Below are 17,502 nucleotides of genomic sequence, written 5' to 3'. Positions count from 1 at the left end.
GTAAAGGAGTCAGCCGCGACTGTGCAGAGCGGAGCGGCTGCCAGCGAAGTCTTATGAAAGCAGTAAAAATTTCTATCCTGGCGCTTGCCCTGACGCTCGCCTTCACGGCCTGCGGCGGCAAGCCGAAATCGAAGATCACCTTAGAAGAGGCGAAGGGGCCGGGCCGCGACGCCGAGTTGTTCCGCGATGCCACTGACGCTGCCCGCAAGGGCAATTTCGATCAGGGGCGTATCCTGTGGAACACCATGATCAACACCTATACCGATAGCCCGATGATCAAAATGGCGAAGCTCTCCATCGCCGACACCTATTACCTGCAAGGCGGCTCTAAGAGCCTGGCGCAGGCCGAGGTCGAATACCGCGATTGGATTCAGTTCTTCCCCGATGATCCGCTGGCTCCCGAAGTCATGATGAAGATGGCCGAGATTCATCTCAAGCAGGTGCAGGCACCCGACCGCGACATCACGCAGGCACGACAGGCCGAGCGCCAGCTCAAAGAGATGATGCGCCGTTATCCGAACTCCAGTAAGAAAGAGCGCACCGAGCAGCTCATGAATGAAGTGCAGGAAGTCCTTGCCATGCACGAGCTCAAGGTGGCGCGTTTCTATTTCGACATCCGTCAATCGCCGACGGCGGCGCAGGGGCGCACCGAAGAGATATTGAGCAAGTATCCCAACTTCACGCGCTTCGACGAAGCCCTGTGGCTGCACGCGCGGGCGCTTGAGCTACAGGAAGACACCGAGACGGCGAGCCAGAACCTCCAGCGACTGGTCAGCAGCTTTCCGAAATCCGACTATGCCGAGCGCGCCAAAGAGACCTTGAAGAAGTGGGGCAAGCCGGTTCCCGAAGCCGACCCGGCAAAGATGGCCGAGCCCGGCCCCGATAACAAGAGCATGCCGGCGCGCTTCGCCGGGCTGCTCTTTGGGCCGCGCATTGACACCTCCGACAAAGGCGTTCTCATCGACCGCGATCTGAAGACCGATGAGCTGGTCGCCCGCGCTCGCGAGCTGAGCGGGCAGAAAGCGACCGGCCCGGTGACGCCCGCCGCTTCGACCACCACCAATACGGTCGACACGCGCCCGCGCCGCACCGGCCAGCCTGGCCAGGACGTCGAAGTCAAGCCGGGCACACCTACAGATCAGAAAGCGACGCCGTCTTCAACCAGCAAAGACAAGAAGGGCAAGGATAAGAAGAACGGCGAATCGAAAGTGCTGCGCAACCCCTAACCGATTTTAGATTTTAGATTTTGGATTTTGGATTACGCGGCCCGCGTCTCATTAAACGCGGGCCGCTGTCCGGTTCCTCAATCTAAAAACTAAAATCCAAAATCCAAAATCGAATGAACGTTCTCGTCATCGGCGGGACTGGCTACATCGGCACGCACGCGGTTGAAGAATTGCTGCGGCGCGGTCATGAAGTCGCCATCCTGGCGCGCGGCGAGACTCCCTCGCATCTGCCCGCAGCGGTGCGCCATATCAAGGGCGACCGCCATCAGCCCACAGACATTGAAGCGTTGCGCGCCGCCCGCTTTGACGCCGTCATTGACATCAACGCCTATACCCGCGAAGAGACGCAAGCCGTCATCAATGCCTTTGATGGGCGCGTCGAGCGCTTCGTCCATCTCAGCTCGCTGTCGGCCTGCCAGGTGGTGCCGGCGCAGCCCTTTAACGAAAACAGCCCGCTGGTTACCGACCCGAGTTTCGCCTATGGCTATAACAAAGCCGAATGCGAGCGCGCCCTGCGCTGGGCGCATGCGCGCAATGGCTTTCCGTTCATCAGCCTGCGCCCGCCGGCGGTCATCGGGCCGCGCGATTACCTATCGCGTGAGAACTATTTTCTGAAGCGCATGGTCGCCGGCGATCCGGTCATCGTCGCCGGCAGCGGCGCGACGCCGATCTGGGCCATTTATGTCAAAGACCTTGCCGCCGTGCTCGCTGATGCGCTGACGGCAATCGATGTCGCGGGCGGCGCTTATTCCGTCGCGCAAGCCGAAGCGGTCAGCATTAACGACCACATCGCCGCCATTGCCGCGATTGCCGGCGTTGAGGCCGAAGTCGAGCACATCCCGGCTGGGCTGCTCGAACGGCTGGGATTCAACCTGCAACACTTCCCCTACTATTCGGGCGATGCCATCCTGACGATTGACACCGGCGCAGCGCGTAACGATTTAGCGTTCAAGCCGACGCCTTATTCGCAGGCGCTCAGAGAAACCGTTGACTACTTCATTGGGCGCGGCCCGGAGCGCAGTCCGTCTATCGAAGACCGCTTCCCTCCCCTCATGCCGCGCGCCCGCGAGCGCCTGCTTGTCGGGCGCTATCGTCTCGCGATGCGCGAGCTCGAAGACCGCCTGACTGATGAATGGCTGAACGAAGCCCTGTCGGAGCTTTAGTGATGAGTGATGAGTGATGAGTTAGAATCTAGATTACAATTACAAATGAGCAAGAGCGCACCCAACAGCAGACCAGACCACTCATCACTCATCACTGATCACTCATCACTGAAAATCATGATCGTTGCCGGCGAAGCGAGTGGCGACCGTCACGGCGCGGCGCTGGCGCTGGCGCTCAGGCGGCTCTACCCGGAAACCGTCTTCGAGCTGTTCGGCGCGGGCGGTGAAGAGATGCGCGCGGCAGGCGTCGAAACGCTCGTGGATGCTCGCGAGGTCGCGATTATCGGCATCCCGGAGATCGCGCGCGGGCTCGGCAAGCTTTATGGCGCATACCGCAAGCTATCTCAGGCCGCCCGCGAGCGACGACCGGCGGCGGTCGTGTTGATCGATTGGCCGGATTTCAATATGCGATTGGCGCGAACGCTCCGGCGCTCCGGCTTGCGTATCGTTTATTACATCAGCCCGCAGGTCTGGGCCTGGCGAGGTTACCGCGTGCGCGCCCTGCGCCGCGATGTCGAGCGTATGCTGGTCATCCTGCCGTTTGAAGTCGAGTTTTACCAGGGCAAAGACATGGCGGTCGAATATGTCGGCCACCCGCTGGTTGGCGCTGTGCAGCGCACCGCGAGCCGCGAAGCGTTTTGTGAGCAGTATCGGCTTGAGTTGTCGCGCCCGATCATCGCGCTTCTGCCCGGCAGCCGACACAAAGAGATTCACTACCATGTCCCCATCATGCTCGATGCGGCGCGACGATTGAACGACGCGCAATTCGTCCTGCCGCTCGCCAGCACGGTCAGCCGCGATCAGGTCGCGCGCATGGTGGCGCAGACGGCGCACGCGCCGCCCGTCACGCTGATCGAACGGGACACTTATAACGCGCTCTTTCACGCCGCGTTCGCCATTGTCGCTAGCGGCACGGCGACCGTCGAAACGGCGCTCGCGGGCACGCCGATGGTCATTGTCTATCGCGCTTCATCTGTGAACTGGAGACTGCTGCGCCCGCTGATTCGCCTCGACACCTTCGGCATGGTCAACCTGATCGCAGGCCGCCGCATCGTCCCTGAACTCATTCAGCACGAGGCCACTGGCGAGCGCATCGCCGCTGAAGTGCAAAGCATTCTCAATGACCCGGCGCGAATGGCCGCGATGCGGCGTGATCTTGAAGGAGTGCAACAAAGATTAGCCAGCGGCGGTGGCGCAGGGGCCGAGGGCGCCGCCCGTGCCGTCATGCAGGTCGCAAGTCAATAAGCCGCTGGTTGGGTAACGACTCGCTTGCTTTTACGTCGAATTGCGACTTATAATCCGATGGACAAGCAACGATAGAGAAAGCATAATCTCAACAAGAAGAACGAGGTGATGTGATATGAGTGATGACCTGACCGTACCGCCGACGCAGCCGACGATTGAAACCATCTTGGAGCGCATCAACGCTCTGGGCGAAAGCCTGAGCGCCGAGATTATCAAAGTTCGCCATGACCTGAGCGCCGAGATTATCAAAGTTCGCCATGACCTGAGCACGGAAATCACCAAGGTTCGGGTTGACCTGAGCGCAGAGATTCAATCGTTCCGAGAAGAAGTGGATGAAAAGCTTTACAAGCTGGACGGTAAACTTGACGTGCTGAACGAGGATTTCCTTGAGATAAAAGGCGAGCAAAAAAGGCACGGCAGGCGACTGAACGAGTTAGAGCGAAAGCTCTCTTAATCTTCAGCGATGTAAGCTCAGCTCGACGGTGATTTCCTGGCGGCGGCGATCCATCTCGACAAGGGCAAGCACCAGATCGCGCACTTCGCGCTCGGCGCGTAAGGTCTCAGACGATATCGCGCCCGACCGGTGCGAGCCGGGCGCATTCTGAACGACGTTCTCAATATCCTCCAGCCGCCGCCGCAAACGCGCCGTTTCCTCGTCAATCTCGCGCCGCTTCAACTCCAACTCTTCTTTCGCCATCGAGATCATCACGCCTGCCACAGACCAACCGAAGCACGACAACCCGTGGTCGCACTCCGGTTAGTTTGCAGCTCAGGCAATGGATTGCTTAGCGGCGTCCGCTGACGGCGCTTTGCGCATCGCGCATGCTCTTGACGCGGTCATGCACCTGTTTGATCTGGGTGAACTGGCGCTCAACCAGTGTGCGCACGACCGCCGGAAGGCTCTGCTCTTTGAGCGCGCCCTCATACGAGCGAACCGCCGAATCTTCGCCGCGCTCGCATTCGTTGAGGATGGATTGATCGTCGCGGCCCGTCAGCGTGCCTTTGATGTTGATCCAGGCGCGGTGCAGCGCGCCCGCCGTCGAGCTGGTGTTTTCCGGGTCGCCGCCGAGGCCGCGAACTTCCTGCTGAAGCTCGCCAACCATCTGCGCGCGCTCCAGGCTCACCTGGTTGAAGAGGGATTTGAGATCGGCGCTCTTGGCATTGTCGGCAGCTTCCTTAAAGCCTTCCTGGCCGTCGCGCAGGGTCTCGATGAGATTGTTCAGGGTATTGATTGCGTTGTCGTTATCCATTCAGTGTGTTCCTCCTATGTTCGTTCGAGCCCGGAGGATCACACTCACCATTTCCACTCATTCAAGTATGTGGGCCACACACACGGCTGTCAACTTATGGCGGTCGCCTTATTGTCTGCGCTGCGGGCGGAAGGGACGAGGATAGACAGCGACGCTGGCGTTGCCGTCTTTGTCTACGGCCTCGACGCCGAACAGGTAATTGTCTTTCGACAATCCCTTGATCGTAAAACTGCTGACGTTGCCGACGAATTGTTTATGCTGCCAGAACGGCGACGTCGTTTCGCGCCAGACGATTTGATAGCCGGCGAGGTCGGGCTCTTTGTTGGCCTCCCATCGCAGGGTGGTGTCATTTTCGAGTCGCGCCGTTTCGACTTCGACATTACTCGGAGCCGCCGGCGCCAGCGCCAACTGTGCCAGCGCCGCCGCATTGACGCGCGCCACCTGCGCGATGTAGCTGAAGTTGTCGTATTCCGGCAGGTCGCCATACTTCACGCCGTTTTCGGTGCGCACTTTCTGATGCTGATGTTTGTAATCCTCGTTGGGCTCAGTCATGCGCACCGCCGCAAAGCCGCGCTCCAGAAACGGCGAATGATCGCCGCCGCGCAGGTAGCGGTCTTTGCGATACACCACCGTCACGGTCATCCCGGCGACGTAGCGTTCGGCGACCTCTTTGATCGAGCGCGCCAGTTGCCGCGTCGGCAAATCGTTTTCGCCGCCGGTCTGCAACAGCGTGCGCAGCTCCGGCGATAACTCTTTCACCGGCTGCACGCCTTCGGCAAACAGGCGAACGTGGGTATTATCGATGTGGCCGTCTTCGGCATGCGAGCTGCCGATGATGTCGTTGGTAATCATGCCGGCGACATTGAGATTCTTCTGCTTGGCCATCTCGGCCCAGTGCGTCGAGCCTAATAGGCCCTGCTCTTCCGCCGCCACCGTCATAAAGACGAGCGTGGCGTCAAACTCATACTTCGACATAACGCGCGCCATCTCCATCACCGCCGCCGTCCCCGACGCGTCATCATTCGCGCCCGGCGCATCGCTGGTCCCGTCGAGCAAGTCCTGAGCGCAGACGCACGAATCATAATGACCGCTGACGACGAAGATGCGATCTTTGGATTCCGGCTGTCGTCCGGGCAACGTGGCGACGACGTTGACCAGTTGCGTCGGTTTCGGGATGCGCGCCACAGGTGGTTGAGTGAACTCGTCGAACTCGACCTGCAACCGCCCGCCCGATTCGCGGGCGTAGCGCTCAAGCTCGGATTTGATCCAGCGCCGCGCCGCGCCGATGCCGCGCGTCTCGCTCGCGGTATCCGATAGCGAGTGGCGTGTGCCAAAGCCGACGAGCTTGCGGATCGTCGCTTCGATATTGGCCGCCGAGATTTCGCGGACGATCTTTTGAATCTGCGGGTTGAGCTTATCGGTCGGATTGGCGCTGGCAGTAGCGGCTGGCTTGCTGCGCTGCGCGCCGGCAACCGTCAGAGCAAGCGCGAGAGTGGACAGGGCTGCGAGAGTTTTTTTCATTGGCATACCCGAACAAAGTCGAAGGTTGGCGAAGTGATGGTGCCCCCGGCAGGACTCGAACCTGCGGCCTAGAGTTTAGGAAACTCTCGCTCTATCCAACTGAGCTACGGGAGCACATTGGCTTTAGCCTATCAGATTCGCTTTTTGATTGTCTATTCATCAACACCGCTACTCATCATACTGCAACAATGATCTGACCTTGTAGTCGTTGAAACGCTCGCGGCCCTTCAGGAAGGTCAGCTCGACAACGAACGCTAGCCCGGCGACCGTGCCGCCAAGCTTCTCGACCAGGTTGACGACGGCGCGCGCCGTGCCGCCGGTCGCCAGTAAATCATCGGCAATCAATACGCGGTTGCCTTTGCCGATGGCATCGCTGTGAATCTCCAGCGTGTCGGTGCCATATTCCAGGTCGTAAGAGATCGATTCGGTCGCCGCCGGCAGCTTGCGGGGCTTGCGCACCGGCACGAAGCCCGCCTTCAGCCGGTAAGCCAGCGCCGGCGCAAAGATGAAGCCGCGCGCTTCGATGCCGATCACCGTGTCAATGTTCGGATCGTCAATGCACTCGACCAGTCGGTCAATCGTTGTGCGTAAGCCATACGGGTCTTTCAACAGCGTCGTGATGTCATAAAACATGATGCCCGGCTTCGGGAAGTCGGGGACCGTGCGGATCATCTTCTTCAGGTTGTCCACAGATAACTCTCCTCATTCAATATTCAACATCGAAGCTCTTGTGACGCCCGCTCGGTTTCAGATCGGATTCATCCACCGCCGTGACCTGCGCGTAAGACGGCCCGCGCCAAAGCTCTGCGCGAAACTCGGCAACCGCTTCCGCGGTCCCTTCGGCGATGGCTTCGACGGTGCCGTCGGCAAGGTTCCTGACGCTGCCGACGACGCCGAGACGATTCGCGGCGCGGATGGCGAAGAAGCGATAACCGACGCCCTGCACTCTGCCCTTGACGATGAATCGCCGCGCGATCTTCATAGCGACCCGGCCTTTCGAGCGAAGACGCAATCTAACACGACCGCTTGCCTGCTGTGAAGAAGCGATGCGCGTTGAGCGGTGCAAGAAGACGACAGGCGCGCTATGCTTTTCATGAAAACACTGAGCGAGAGGAGCCACCGATGACCGAGCCAACAGCAAATCAGCAAGTCCGCATCGAGTCCGACAGCATGGGCGAAATTGAAGTGCCGGCAGATGTCTACTGGGGCGCGCAGACCGCCCGCTCGCTGCTGCATTTCAATATCGGGCGCGACCTGATGCCGCCCGAATTGATCCGCGCTTTCGGCATCTTGAAGAAAGCCGCGGCGCTGGTCAATCAAGACCTCGGCAAGCTCTCTGAAGACAACGCCCGGCTGATCGCGCAAGCGGCGGACGAGGTGATCGCCGGTCGGCTCAATGAGCAATTCCCGCTGCGCGTCTGGCAAACCGGCAGCGGCACGCAGACCAACATGAACGTCAACGAAGTCATCGCCAACCGCGCTATTGAGATGGCCGGTGGCGTGATGGGATCGAAGAAGCCGATTCACCCGAACGATCACGTCAATATGTCGCAATCGTCGAACGATACCTTCCCGGCGGCCATGCACATTGCCGCGGCGATGCGCGTGCATAATGATTTGATCCCCGCCATCGAGCAAATCCACAACGCCATCATGGCCAAGGCCCGCGAGTTCGCCAACGTCGTCAAGATTGGCCGCACGCATTTGCAAGATGCCACGCCGCTGACCGTCGGCCAGGAGATGAGCGGCTGGGCGAGCTTGCTTGAACGCGATGCCGAGCGTTTGCGGCTGGCGCTCGACGGCCTCTACGACCTCGCCATCGGCGGCACGGCGGTCGGCACAGGGTTGAACGCGCCGCCGGAGTTTGCCGAGCGCGTCGCGGCGAAGATCGCCGAGCTGGCCGAGCTACCCTTTCGCTCGCACCCGAATAAATTCGCGGCGCTGTCGGCGCACGACGAGCTGGTCTTTGCCCACGGCGCGGTGACGACGCTTGCGGTCTCGCTGATGAAGATTGCCAACGACATCCGCTGGCTGGCGTCGGGGCCGCGCTGCGGCATCGGCGAATTGGTTATTCCTGAAAACGAGCCGGGCTCTTCGATCATGCCCGGCAAGGTCAACCCCACTCAGTGCGAAGCCATGACGATGATCGCGGCGCAGGTTCTCGGCAACAACGCGGCGATTAGCTTCGCCGGCTCGCAGGGCAACTTCGAGCTGAACGTCTTCAAGCCGGTGATGATCTACAATTTTCTGCACTCGGTGACGCTGCTCGCCGACGCCAGCCACGGCTTTGTCGAGTATATGATTAACGGCATCGAGCTCAACCGCGAGCGCATTGATCACTATGTCCAGAATTCGCTGATGCTGGTGACGGCGTTGACGCCGAAGATCGGCTACGACAAAGCGGCACAGGTGGCGCACGTGGCGCACGAAGAGAACATCAGCCTGCGCGAAGCCGTCCTCAAGCTCGGCTATCTGAGTGGCGAAGCCTTCGACGAAATAGTGCGCCCCGAGACGATGACGCATCCGGGATAACTTGAACCGCCAAGACGCCAAGACCGCCAAGAGGAACTTTGTGTTCTCTTGGCGGTCTTGGCGTCTTGGCGGTTTATCTTCCGATGGTCATCCAAGAATGGATAAACCCTGCGGCCTCGGTTATCATTCATGGCCATCAAGGAGTTTCCCGGTTTGCACGGATTCATCGCAAAACTACTGCGGTCACTGATCTGCCTGGTCGTCGTGTCGGCGCGGACATTCGCCGACGCGCCCGCGAACGGCGATGTCGGCGTGACGTTTATCAACGTCGCCAAACAGGCCGGGCTGACCACGCCGACCGTCTATGGCGATGAGCACAAAAACAAATACCTGCTCGAAACCACGGGGTGCGGCGCGGCCTTTCTGGATTACGATAACGACGGCTGGCAAGACATTCTCTTGGTCAACGGCACGCGGCTCGAAGGCTTGCCGCAAGCGCCGACCGCGACCTGCCGGCTCTATCACAACCAGGGGGATGGCAGCTTCATTGACGTGACACAGAAGTCCGGCCTCACGCGCACGGGCTGGGGCCAGAGCGTCGCCGTCGGCGATTACGATAACGACGGCTTCGACGACATCTTCATCAGCTACTTCGGCAAGAATGCGCTCTATCACAACAACGGCAACGGCACCTTCAGGGAAGTCGCAGACAAAGCCGGGGTCGCCACCAACCGCACGCGTTGGGGGTCGGGCTGCGCCTTCGTTGATTATGACCGCGATGGCCTGCTTGACCTGTTCGTCGCCAGCTACATCGATCTCGATTTGAAGACCGCGCCGGTGCCCGAATCCGGCCCCTGTCTTTACAAAGGCGTGATGGTCGCCTGCGGCCCGCCGGGACTCGCAGGCGGCGTCAACACGCTCTATCGCAATAACGGCAATGGCACCTTCACCGACGTTTCCGAGAAAGCCGGCATTCGCAAGACCAACGGCACCTACGGGCTCGGCGTGCTGGTCGCCGATTTTGATAACGACGGCTGGCCGGATATTTATGTCGCGAACGATTCGGCGCCCGCGGCGCTTTATCACAACGACAAGAACGGCACCTTCACCGACATCGGCATCGAAGCCGGCTGTGCCTTCAGCATAGACGGCAAACCGCAGGCCGGCATGGGTGTGACTGCCGGCGATTACGATCACGATGGCTGGCTCGACATCTTCAAGACCAACTTTTCCGGCGACACCTCGACGCTCTATCACAACACCGGCAAGATGGCCTTCGATGATGTGACCTTTCCCGCGGGCATCGGCACGACGACGCGCTGGCTCGGCTGGGGCTGTGGCTTTTTCGACGTTGACAACAACGGCTGGGCCGACGTCTTCCTGGTCAACGGTCATGTTTATCCGGAGGTGGAGAGGCTGACCACCGAAGCGGGCTACGCGCAACGCAAGGTGCTCTATCGCAATCTTGGGAATGGGCGCTTTGAAGACATCTCCGAGCGGCTCGGCGGCCCGGTGATGCAGCCGACAGCGGCGCGCGGCTGCGCCTTTGGCGATTTTGACAACGACGGCGACACAGATATCTTGATCAACCCGGTGAACGCCATGCCTGAGCTGTTGCGCTGCGATTCGACGAATCAAAACAACTGGATCATGATCAAAGCCGTCGGCGTCAAATCCAACCGCAGCGGCATCGGCGCGCGGTTGAAGTGCGTCACCGAAGACGGCAGTCAGATTGACGAGGTGCGCAGCGGCGGCAGCTATTATTCGCAGAACGACCTGCGGGTGCATTTCGGGTTAGGCAAGCGCGACCGCGTCAAGACGATTGAGGTGCGCTGGCCGAGCGGTCAGGTGGATACGCTCACGGACGTTGCCGCCAACCAGTTCATCACCGTGAAAGAAGGCGCGGGCCTGCTGCGCGCTGTGCCTGCGAGCAAAGCAAAAGTTAAATAACCGGCCACTCATCCGCGGTTAATCTATGTTCAAGTCGAGCCTATTCAATCTCTTCTTCAAGCATTCGATCCTCGTTTTGCTCATCTGCCATCCGCCGGTCTTCGCGCAACGCAAGCCTGCTATCTCTGCCGAACAGCACTTCAGCCGCGGCGTGACGCTGCTGGAAAAGCAGCAGGGCGACCGCGCCATCGAAGAGTTGCGGATGGCGATCAAGATGAGGCCAGACTTTGCCGAGGCATATAATGTCCTGGGGCTGGCGCTGGCGCGCAAAGGCGATGCGCGGGTGGCGGCAGAGTCGTTTCGCAAAGCCGTCGCGCTTGATCCGAAACAGTATAAAGCGCACCGCAATCTCGGCCAGGCGCTGCAACAACTCGGCGACGTTGACGGCGCGGTCAATGCGTTTCGTCAGTCGCTGTCGCTTAAGGCCGACGAAGCGGAAACCCATCTCATGCTCGGTCTCGCGCTTCAGCAAAAAGGTTTGGCCGATGATGCCGTCGCCGAGTTTCGTGAAGCGATCCGGCTGAACGCCAACCTGCCGGACGCGCATTTCTATCTCGGCTACGTGGTCGCCGCGCGCGGCGAATTACGCGCCGCTATCTATGAGTTTGAAACCGCGATCAAGCTGAAGCCCGACTACGGCGAAGCCTATTATTACCTCGGCACCGCGCGGTGGTTTTCAGACGACGTGGCCGGCACGCTCGCGGCGTTAAAGACGGCGGTAAAACTGCTGCCCAATCATGCCGATTCGCATTACTACCTTGGGCTGGCGCTAAAGAAGAGCGGCGACACACAGGCGGCGCTTGGCGAGCTGACTATGGCGACGCGACTCGCGCCCGAAATGATCGAGCCGCGCCACGCCATGGGCCAGGTCTTACAGGAGAATGAAGAGCTAGACGAAGCCATTGAAGCCTTCCGCGCCGTCATCAAGCTGAAGCCTGACTTCGTCCCCGCTTACAATGACCTGGGGCTGGCGCTCGTCGGCAAGCGCGACCCGGATGGCGCCATCGCGGCGTTCAATCAGGCGCTCAAGATCGATCCGAACAACTTGGTGGCGCGCCATAATCTTGGCATGGCGTTCATTCAGAAGAGTGACTACGCGGCGGCGGTTGCCGAGTATCGCAAGCTGATTCAAATGGCTCCCGACAGCGCCGATGCGCATTACAACCTCGGGCTTGCCTTGAAGAATAAAGACCAGTTCGACGAAGCGATTGCGGAGTTGAAACGGGCGACCGCTCTGCAACCGTCATTGCAGGAAGCGCACTACACGCTCGGCGTCGTGCTGTTGCAGCAAGGCAAGCTCGACGAGTCGGCAGCCGCCTTCAGGGCGGCGCTCGCCGCCAAACCCGATTATGCCGAAGCGCAATACGCGCTCGGCACCGTGCTGCAACAACAGGGCAATCTGGATGCCGCCATCGCGGCGTTCCGCCAGGCGCTCAAAGTCGCGCCGAACGCGCCGGAGATTCACAACACGCTAGGCACGGCGCTCCGACAAAAAGGCGATATGGAGGCGGCGCGCGCCGAGTTTCAAGAAGGGGCGCGGCTGAATAAGAAGAAATCGGATATTCAAGCGGCGACCTTTGCCATCAACACAGGTCTAGCGCAGCTCAAGGCGGGCAACCTCGACGCCGCCATCGAGCGCTTCGAGGCGGCCATCAAGCTGACGCCCGATGACGCGAAGGCGCATTACCATCTGGCAAAAGCCTTGCTCGAAAAAGGTCAGAAAGAGGCCGCGCAGGCCGAGTATCAAAAGGCTAAACAACTCGATCCGCGCTTGAAGCCATTGATGTAGACCAACCGCAGAATGGCTGGAGATGTGCTTCGCACGCGGCGGACGCAGAGGGACGCAGAGGCTGAATCAATCCTCTGCGCCCCTCTGCGCCCTCTGCGGTTGAATTATTTTTTGCCGCCGCCCGCCTTCACGACTCCAAAACCCTCTTTGATCGTGACGATCTGATTAGCGGCGATGTCTTTAATGATTTCGGTCTGCCCATTAGGCCAGCGAATCTCGACCTGCTCGGCGCGCACGCTTTCGCCCAGTCCGAAGTGCAGGCGCGGGTCGTTGTGAGAGTAATAGCTCGACTGGCTGCTGACTTCCTGAGTCTGCTGGCGCGCGCCGGCCTTCAATCGCACTCTCGCGCCGATGGCTGAACGGTTCGATTTCGTGCCGATCAGTTTCAACGTCAGCCAGTGGTTCGCGCCGCGCGGGCTGCCGTTATAATCGTTGCGCAGCAGCGACGGCAGCTCGTTCATATTCATAATCAGCACGTCTATGTCGCCGTCATTGTCGTAATCACCGAACGCGCAGCCGCGACTCGAATGCAGCTCACGCGCGCCCGGCCCGCATTCGGCAGTCACTTCCTTGAAGCGACCGTTGCCGAGATTGCGATAGATCAATCGCGGGCTGCGGTGTGGGTACTCTTTCAACACCCTCTCGACTTCCGGGTAAACATTGCCGGTCACGGTGAAGACATCCGGCCAGCCGTCATTGTTCAGGTCAACCAGCCCCGTGCCCCACTGAATGTAGCGCGTGTGCTCGAAGCCCGCGGCGCGCGATGCGTCTTCGAAGAAGCCGCGCCCGCTGTTGCGATACATCGCCGGCAAGTCGTCGGCAAAATGCGTCTTAAAAATATCGGTGAACCCATCGCCGTTGTAATCGCCCGAGGCCACGCCCATGCCGGCCTGCGGCTGGCCGTCTTCGTTATAAGCCGCGCCGGCTTCAATCGCTACGTCTTTGAATGTCCCGTCGCCGTTGTTGCGATAGAGGATGCTCGCCGTCGAATCACACGCGACATAGAGATCAGGCCAGCCGTCATTATCGTAATCCGTCACCAGCGTCGTCATGGCGTAACGGTTCTGCGCCTTCGCGATGCCCGAAGCCTGTGACACGTCTGTAAAGGTGCCGTCGCCGTTGTTGTGATAGAGCAGATTGGTGTCGGTTGGTAAGCCCTTCGGCCCACAGTTGACCGCCACGCCTTTCCACAAACAGTTCGGGCCTTTGCCCGGCTCGGGCACGCTGGCCGGGTCGAAGATCAGATAGTTCGCCACGAAAAGATCGAGCCGCCCGTCGCGGTCATAATCCACAAAGGCGCAGCCCGATCCCCAGCGTGTGCCTTTTGTCGCCAGCCCCGCTTTCGCCGTCACGTCGCTGAACTTGCCCCTGCCGTCATTGTGATAGAGGACGTTCTGGCCCCAGTAAGTAATGAACAGGTCATCATTGCCGTCGTTGTCGTAATCGCCAACCGTGACGGCTGAAGCCCAGCCGGTGCGTGCCAGCCCTGACCCACTGGTGACATCGCTAAACGCGCCATTGCGGTTGTTGTGATAGAGCTTGAGGGTCGGCGCTTTGCCTTTCGCAAAGCCTTCGAGCCGTGTGCCGTTCAGCAATAGAATGTCCATCCAGCCGTCATTGTCGTAATCCAGGAAGGCGACGCCACAGCCGTTGGTTTCGATGATGTAGCGCTTGCGGTCCATGCCGCCGTAGACAAATGGCTCGGTCAGCCCGGCGCGCGCCGCGACTTCGACAAAGCTCACCTGAAAATCGCTCGCGCCATTTTCATCCGGGGCGGATCGAGTTGGAGCGGGGTAGCCGGCGATTGCCGGCACGGCGAGCGGTGTGACAATGAGTGCGCTGACAGAGAGCGCGAGGGATAGAGCTTGCAAGGCCGCGGCGCGGAGCCGGTTGAGCTTCTCTAACATCTCGCCCTACTTGTTGGCGGGTGGCCGCAAGCTCTCCGCCGTGTCGAACTCCCTTTTCGCTTCGGCCATGCGATTCGCCTGCTGTAAGACCTGCGCCAGCAGATGATGGCCCGAATAATTGTTCGGGTCCATCGCCAGGGCGCGGCGCAGCATGCTTTCAGCGTTGCCGAGGTCAGCCTTCTTCAAATAGACCTTGCCGAGCGCGATGTATGGCCCGCTGAAGTAGGGGTTCAGCCAGATCGATTTTTGCAGCGGCGCGATGGCGTCGTCCCATTTCAGTTGCCGCGAGTAGGCTTCGCCCAACATATAGTAAGCCATCGCAAAGCCGGGGTTGAGGGCAATCTCTTTCTTCAACAACTCGATGCCGCGATCCAGGTTGGCGTGATAAATAGCCAGCTCGCCCAGCAGGTAGTTCGCCTGCGGCAGCCTGGCATCAAGCTCCAGGGCACGCGCCAGCTCTTTTTCGGCGCTCTCCTCTAGTCCCTGACGAATCATCATCTGCGCGTTGATGAGATAAGCCGCCGCCGCGTCTGCCGGCAGCGCGAACATGCGCGCGAAGTTGCGCCGGGCGTTTTCGGCATCCTGCGAGAGCAGATAGCTGACGCCCAGCACGTAAGCATTCTCGGTGTTGTCAGGAGCCCAGGCGCGAACCAGCTCAAGATAGCTGACGGCCTCTTTGCTATGACCGAGAAAGTAGTGCGCCATGCCGAGCAGTTGCACCGCCTGACGGTATTGCGGCGAGCCTTCTTTAGCCAGCCGCGCAGAGACCGACAGGTGTTCGATGGCGTGCGGGTAATCGGATTTTTGATAGTAGGCCAGTCCGAGCAGGTGATTGACCTGCGCGTCGTCGGTTGTCGCTTTCGGCAGGGCGCGCAGAGCCGCGATGGCCGCGTCGGTCTTGCCGGCGGCGAGTAACGACTGCGCTTCGGCAACCGGCGACGGCGCGGCCTGCGCCGCGGCCTGCGCCGCGGGTTGATTGCTCTGCGCCGTAGCCATCGCAAGCGTCAGCAGCAGCCACACGCTGCATAGCACGAACCGCGATTGAGGCTTGAATGGCATGATTACTTCCCGGTGGCCGCCGAGCGGGCGACTCCGCTCAAGTTTAGCACATCGGCTTTCTTCGCTTCAGGCAGGTCGGCGTATAAGTCAGTGAAGGCCGCATTCGTCCAGCCGAAGCCGATCTCGTTCGACGTATAGCCGAACTTCAGCCCGGCGCTGATCTGTGACTGGCGGGCTTCGACATCATACTTCTCGACAATCGTGTTGTGAGCGATGAACTCTTTCAGCACCAGCGACAGGAAGTTCGCCGCGATGCGGTCGGCTTCGCGGTTGTAGCCGTAACGCCGCAGGCCGCCGACGGCGATCATTTGCAGGTTGCCCCAGCCAAAGGGCGCGTCCCACTGGCTGCCGCTGACGGTCGTGCTGGTCAACAGGCCGCCCGGTCGCTCGAAGAGGTGAAGGTTCTTGACGACGCGCGCGGCCTGAGCGGGGCTGGCGATCCCAACCCACAGCGGGTAGAAGGTCGTCACATAGGGATAGCGCCGCACCCGCTTTTCGACGAAGTTGTAATCGTAATAGAGCCCGTCGGCGGCGTCCCACATCAGGCGGTTGATCTGCGCTCGGCGTTGAGCGGCGCGGCGCAGCCACTGCGTTGCGGCGGCGGCGCGACCGAGAATTTTCATGATCTCGGCGGCCTCGGTCTCCACACGGTAGAGCAGCGAATTCAGGCAGACAGGGTTATAGCTGATGATGTCTGTGTTGAACTGCCCGAAGCGGTTTGAAGGGTCGAAGCCGGATTCGCGCATCGAGCGGTCGCCTTTGTAAAAGAGCGGCGTCAACTCATCCTTCGCCTTGTCGTAAAACTTGTTAACATCGTAATCCCTGACCTCGTGGGTGCGGTAATACTCACGGACGCGGTCGTAATGCGTGCGCCCCTGGGCGTCGCGCTCGTCGGCAATGACTTCGGGCGCCGGCCCCTCGCCAAAATCCCAGTAGCGCGCCAGATGTGTCGCCGGCGTCATGTGCGGGTCGGTCGTCCACAGCTCATAAGTCTTCTCCAGCGCAGGGATGGTCGCCGCGAGCCAGCGGCGGTCATGCGTCTTGCGGTAGACGCCGAGAATCATCTCCGTGAGAAACGGCGGCTGCGAGCGCGTCAGGTAGTAAGTGCGGTTGGCGTTCAGCACCTTGCCGTAATGCTCGACCTCGTAGACGAAGTTATCGATCATGTCTTTGGCAAGCTCGGTTTCGCCGTCGCGCAGCAGGCCCACCTGAATGAAGTAGCTGTCCCAGCCATACATCTCGTTGAAGCGCCCGCCCGGCACGACGTAAGGGTTCGGCAGGTAGAGCAGCCCTTGTTGATTGATCTGCTGCCAATCTTCCGGCAACTGGCGAATCTCGATGCGGGCAAAATCTTCAGCCGTCATCTGTCGGCGTAAGCGGGCCTCGACTTCGCTGACATTCTCTTTGCGCGAGACGTAGACCGGCGAGCGCGCGCCGGCGCCGGCTTTGAATTTCGGGTCAACGGCGGCGTCGGCGAGCCGTGCATTCGACCGCTCAAGCGTGTGCCAGCTCTGCTTGATGTAGTCGCGAATCGCCTGAAGTTGTGCCGGCGTCGCGCGCCCGGTTTGTCGCGCCGGCAGCGCCCCGAGCGAAACCGAAGAGACCAGTAGAGCGACAATAGCAACCGTCACCCGCCTTGCAAGGCGACCTGCATAGAGCCTGTTGGCGTTCATCATTTTCATCCTCTCGACCAATACCAATAACCGTGAGTGTGCAAATTAGAATAGTTTGTAGCGCAATCTGTTAGATTGCGCGAGTCACAGCGCAATCTAACAGATTGGGACAAGTGCAAGCACATCCGAAACACAAAAAACACGAATCGCTGACAAGTGCAAGCACATCCAGAACACTATCTGATGTATCTTGGCGGCAACTGATAAGCGACCTTGCGAAGTAGCCTCTGGCTAGCTGGCTCACTTC

The 17,502-nt window shown here is 60.1% G+C and carries 15 protein-coding genes and 1 tRNA gene; 7 read left to right on the top strand and 9 right to left on the bottom strand.

Going from position 1 to position 17,502, the window contains the following annotated elements:
• Positions 1-53 precede the first annotated feature (53 nt).
• The 4 genes from bamD to VJ464_17265 all read left to right on the top strand — a co-directional run bounded on the left by bamD (position 54) and on the right by VJ464_17265 (position 4,088).
• On the top strand, positions 54-1,226 hold the full coding sequence (gene bamD / locus VJ464_17280) for an outer membrane protein assembly factor BamD (GenBank protein ID HKQ06889.1): 1,173 nt from the start codon (positions 54-56) through the stop codon (positions 1,224-1,226).
• A 113-nt stretch (positions 1,227-1,339) separates the two neighbouring features.
• Positions 1,340-2,389 (top strand): NAD-dependent epimerase/dehydratase family protein, encoded by a 1,050-nt coding sequence (locus VJ464_17275; protein HKQ06888.1) that lies wholly within the window; start codon positions 1,340-1,342, stop codon positions 2,387-2,389.
• A 9-nt stretch (positions 2,390-2,398) separates the two neighbouring features.
• Positions 2,399-3,634 (top strand): lipid-A-disaccharide synthase, encoded by a 1,236-nt coding sequence (gene lpxB / locus VJ464_17270; GenBank protein HKQ06887.1) that lies wholly within the window; start codon positions 2,399-2,401, stop codon positions 3,632-3,634.
• Between the two features lie 115 nt (positions 3,635-3,749).
• Entirely contained in the window at positions 3,750-4,088 is a 339-nt protein-coding gene (locus VJ464_17265; protein HKQ06886.1) for a hypothetical protein, read from the top strand.
• A 3-nt stretch (positions 4,089-4,091) separates the two neighbouring features.
• Here VJ464_17265 and VJ464_17260 read toward each other — a convergent pair whose 3' ends face one another.
• From VJ464_17260 to VJ464_17235, 6 genes are all read right to left on the bottom strand, one after another.
• Entirely contained in the window at positions 4,092-4,340 is a 249-nt protein-coding gene (locus VJ464_17260) for a hypothetical protein (protein ID HKQ06885.1), read from the bottom strand.
• Between the two features lie 79 nt (positions 4,341-4,419).
• The gene (locus VJ464_17255) at positions 4,420-4,884 is read right to left on the bottom strand and encodes a PA2169 family four-helix-bundle protein (GenBank protein HKQ06884.1); all 465 of its coding nucleotides are present in this window, start codon (positions 4,882-4,884) and stop codon (positions 4,420-4,422) included.
• Between the two features lie 108 nt (positions 4,885-4,992).
• On the bottom strand, positions 4,993-6,405 hold the full coding sequence (locus VJ464_17250; protein HKQ06883.1) for a M28 family metallopeptidase: 1,413 nt from the start codon (positions 6,403-6,405) through the stop codon (positions 4,993-4,995).
• A 37-nt stretch (positions 6,406-6,442) separates the two neighbouring features.
• Positions 6,443-6,519, bottom strand: a tRNA-Arg gene (locus VJ464_17245).
• Positions 6,520-6,573: 54 nt separating this feature from the next.
• Positions 6,574-7,095 carry an adenine phosphoribosyltransferase gene (locus VJ464_17240; GenBank protein HKQ06882.1) on the bottom strand — a complete coding sequence of 174 codons (522 nt, stop codon included), beginning with the start codon at positions 7,093-7,095 and terminating at the stop codon, positions 6,574-6,576.
• Between the two features lie 16 nt (positions 7,096-7,111).
• Positions 7,112-7,387: an acylphosphatase gene (locus tag VJ464_17235; GenBank protein HKQ06881.1), complete on the bottom strand. Its 276-nt coding sequence runs from the start codon at positions 7,385-7,387 to the stop codon at positions 7,112-7,114.
• A 140-nt stretch (positions 7,388-7,527) separates the two neighbouring features.
• Between VJ464_17235 and fumC the strand changes: the two genes are divergently transcribed.
• The 3 genes from fumC (at position 7,528) to VJ464_17220 (ending at position 12,616) form a co-directional block, all read left to right on the top strand.
• Complete coding sequence (fumC, locus tag VJ464_17230) at positions 7,528-8,937, top strand: class II fumarate hydratase (protein ID HKQ06880.1); 1,410 nt, start codon at positions 7,528-7,530, stop codon at positions 8,935-8,937.
• A 153-nt stretch (positions 8,938-9,090) separates the two neighbouring features.
• Entirely contained in the window at positions 9,091-10,827 is a 1,737-nt protein-coding gene (locus tag VJ464_17225) for a CRTAC1 family protein (GenBank protein HKQ06879.1), read from the top strand.
• Between the two features lie 25 nt (positions 10,828-10,852).
• Positions 10,853-12,616, top strand: coding sequence for a tetratricopeptide repeat protein (locus VJ464_17220; GenBank protein ID HKQ06878.1), 1,764 nt, complete (start codon positions 10,853-10,855; stop codon positions 12,614-12,616).
• Between the two features lie 104 nt (positions 12,617-12,720).
• On the opposite strand, the gene VJ464_17215 is transcribed toward VJ464_17220, so the two are convergent.
• The 3 genes from VJ464_17215 to VJ464_17205 are packed head-to-tail and all read right to left on the bottom strand — an operon-like array spanning position 12,721 to position 17,258.
• Positions 12,721-14,523, bottom strand: coding sequence for a CRTAC1 family protein (locus VJ464_17215; GenBank protein ID HKQ06877.1), 1,803 nt, complete (start codon positions 14,521-14,523; stop codon positions 12,721-12,723).
• 6 nt (positions 14,524-14,529) lie between these two features.
• Positions 14,530-15,582, bottom strand: coding sequence for a tetratricopeptide repeat protein (locus VJ464_17210; GenBank protein ID HKQ06876.1), 1,053 nt, complete (start codon positions 15,580-15,582; stop codon positions 14,530-14,532).
• Positions 15,583-15,584: 2 nt separating this feature from the next.
• Positions 15,585-17,258, bottom strand: a complete 1,674-nt coding sequence (locus tag VJ464_17205) for a trehalase family glycosidase (GenBank protein HKQ06875.1) — start codon at positions 17,256-17,258, stop codon at positions 15,585-15,587.
• Positions 17,259-17,502 lie beyond the last annotated feature (244 nt).

It is taken from the genome of Blastocatellia bacterium (assembly GCA_035275065.1).
Taxonomy (GTDB): domain Bacteria; phylum Acidobacteriota; class Blastocatellia; order UBA7656; family UBA7656; genus DATENM01.
Note: the sequence above shows the minus strand (reverse complement) of the source record. Positions and strands in the feature narration are given on the sequence as shown.

Coding starts and splice junctions, on each gene's coding strand:
- bamD (HKQ06889.1), top strand. CDS start 54: ATGAAAGCAGTAAAAATTTCTATCCTGGCGCTTGCCCTGACGCTCGCC.
- VJ464_17275 (HKQ06888.1), top strand. CDS start 1,340: ATGAACGTTCTCGTCATCGGCGGGACTGGCTACATCGGCACGCACGCG.
- lpxB (HKQ06887.1), top strand. CDS start 2,399: ATGAGTGATGAGTTAGAATCTAGATTACAATTACAAATGAGCAAGAGC.
- VJ464_17265 (HKQ06886.1), top strand. CDS start 3,750: ATGAGTGATGACCTGACCGTACCGCCGACGCAGCCGACGATTGAAACC.
- VJ464_17260 (HKQ06885.1), bottom strand. CDS start 4,340: ATGATCTCGATGGCGAAAGAAGAGTTGGAGTTGAAGCGGCGCGAGATT.
- VJ464_17255 (HKQ06884.1), bottom strand. CDS start 4,884: ATGGATAACGACAACGCAATCAATACCCTGAACAATCTCATCGAGACC.
- VJ464_17250 (HKQ06883.1), bottom strand. CDS start 6,405: ATGAAAAAAACTCTCGCAGCCCTGTCCACTCTCGCGCTTGCTCTGACG.
- VJ464_17235 (HKQ06881.1), bottom strand. CDS start 7,387: ATGAAGATCGCGCGGCGATTCATCGTCAAGGGCAGAGTGCAGGGCGTC.
- fumC (HKQ06880.1), top strand. CDS start 7,528: ATGACCGAGCCAACAGCAAATCAGCAAGTCCGCATCGAGTCCGACAGC.
- VJ464_17220 (HKQ06878.1), top strand. CDS start 10,853: ATGTTCAAGTCGAGCCTATTCAATCTCTTCTTCAAGCATTCGATCCTC.
- VJ464_17215 (HKQ06877.1), bottom strand. CDS start 14,523: ATGTTAGAGAAGCTCAACCGGCTCCGCGCCGCGGCCTTGCAAGCTCTA.
- VJ464_17210 (HKQ06876.1), bottom strand. CDS start 15,582: ATGCCATTCAAGCCTCAATCGCGGTTCGTGCTATGCAGCGTGTGGCTG.
- VJ464_17205 (HKQ06875.1), bottom strand. CDS start 17,258: ATGATGAACGCCAACAGGCTCTATGCAGGTCGCCTTGCAAGGCGGGTG.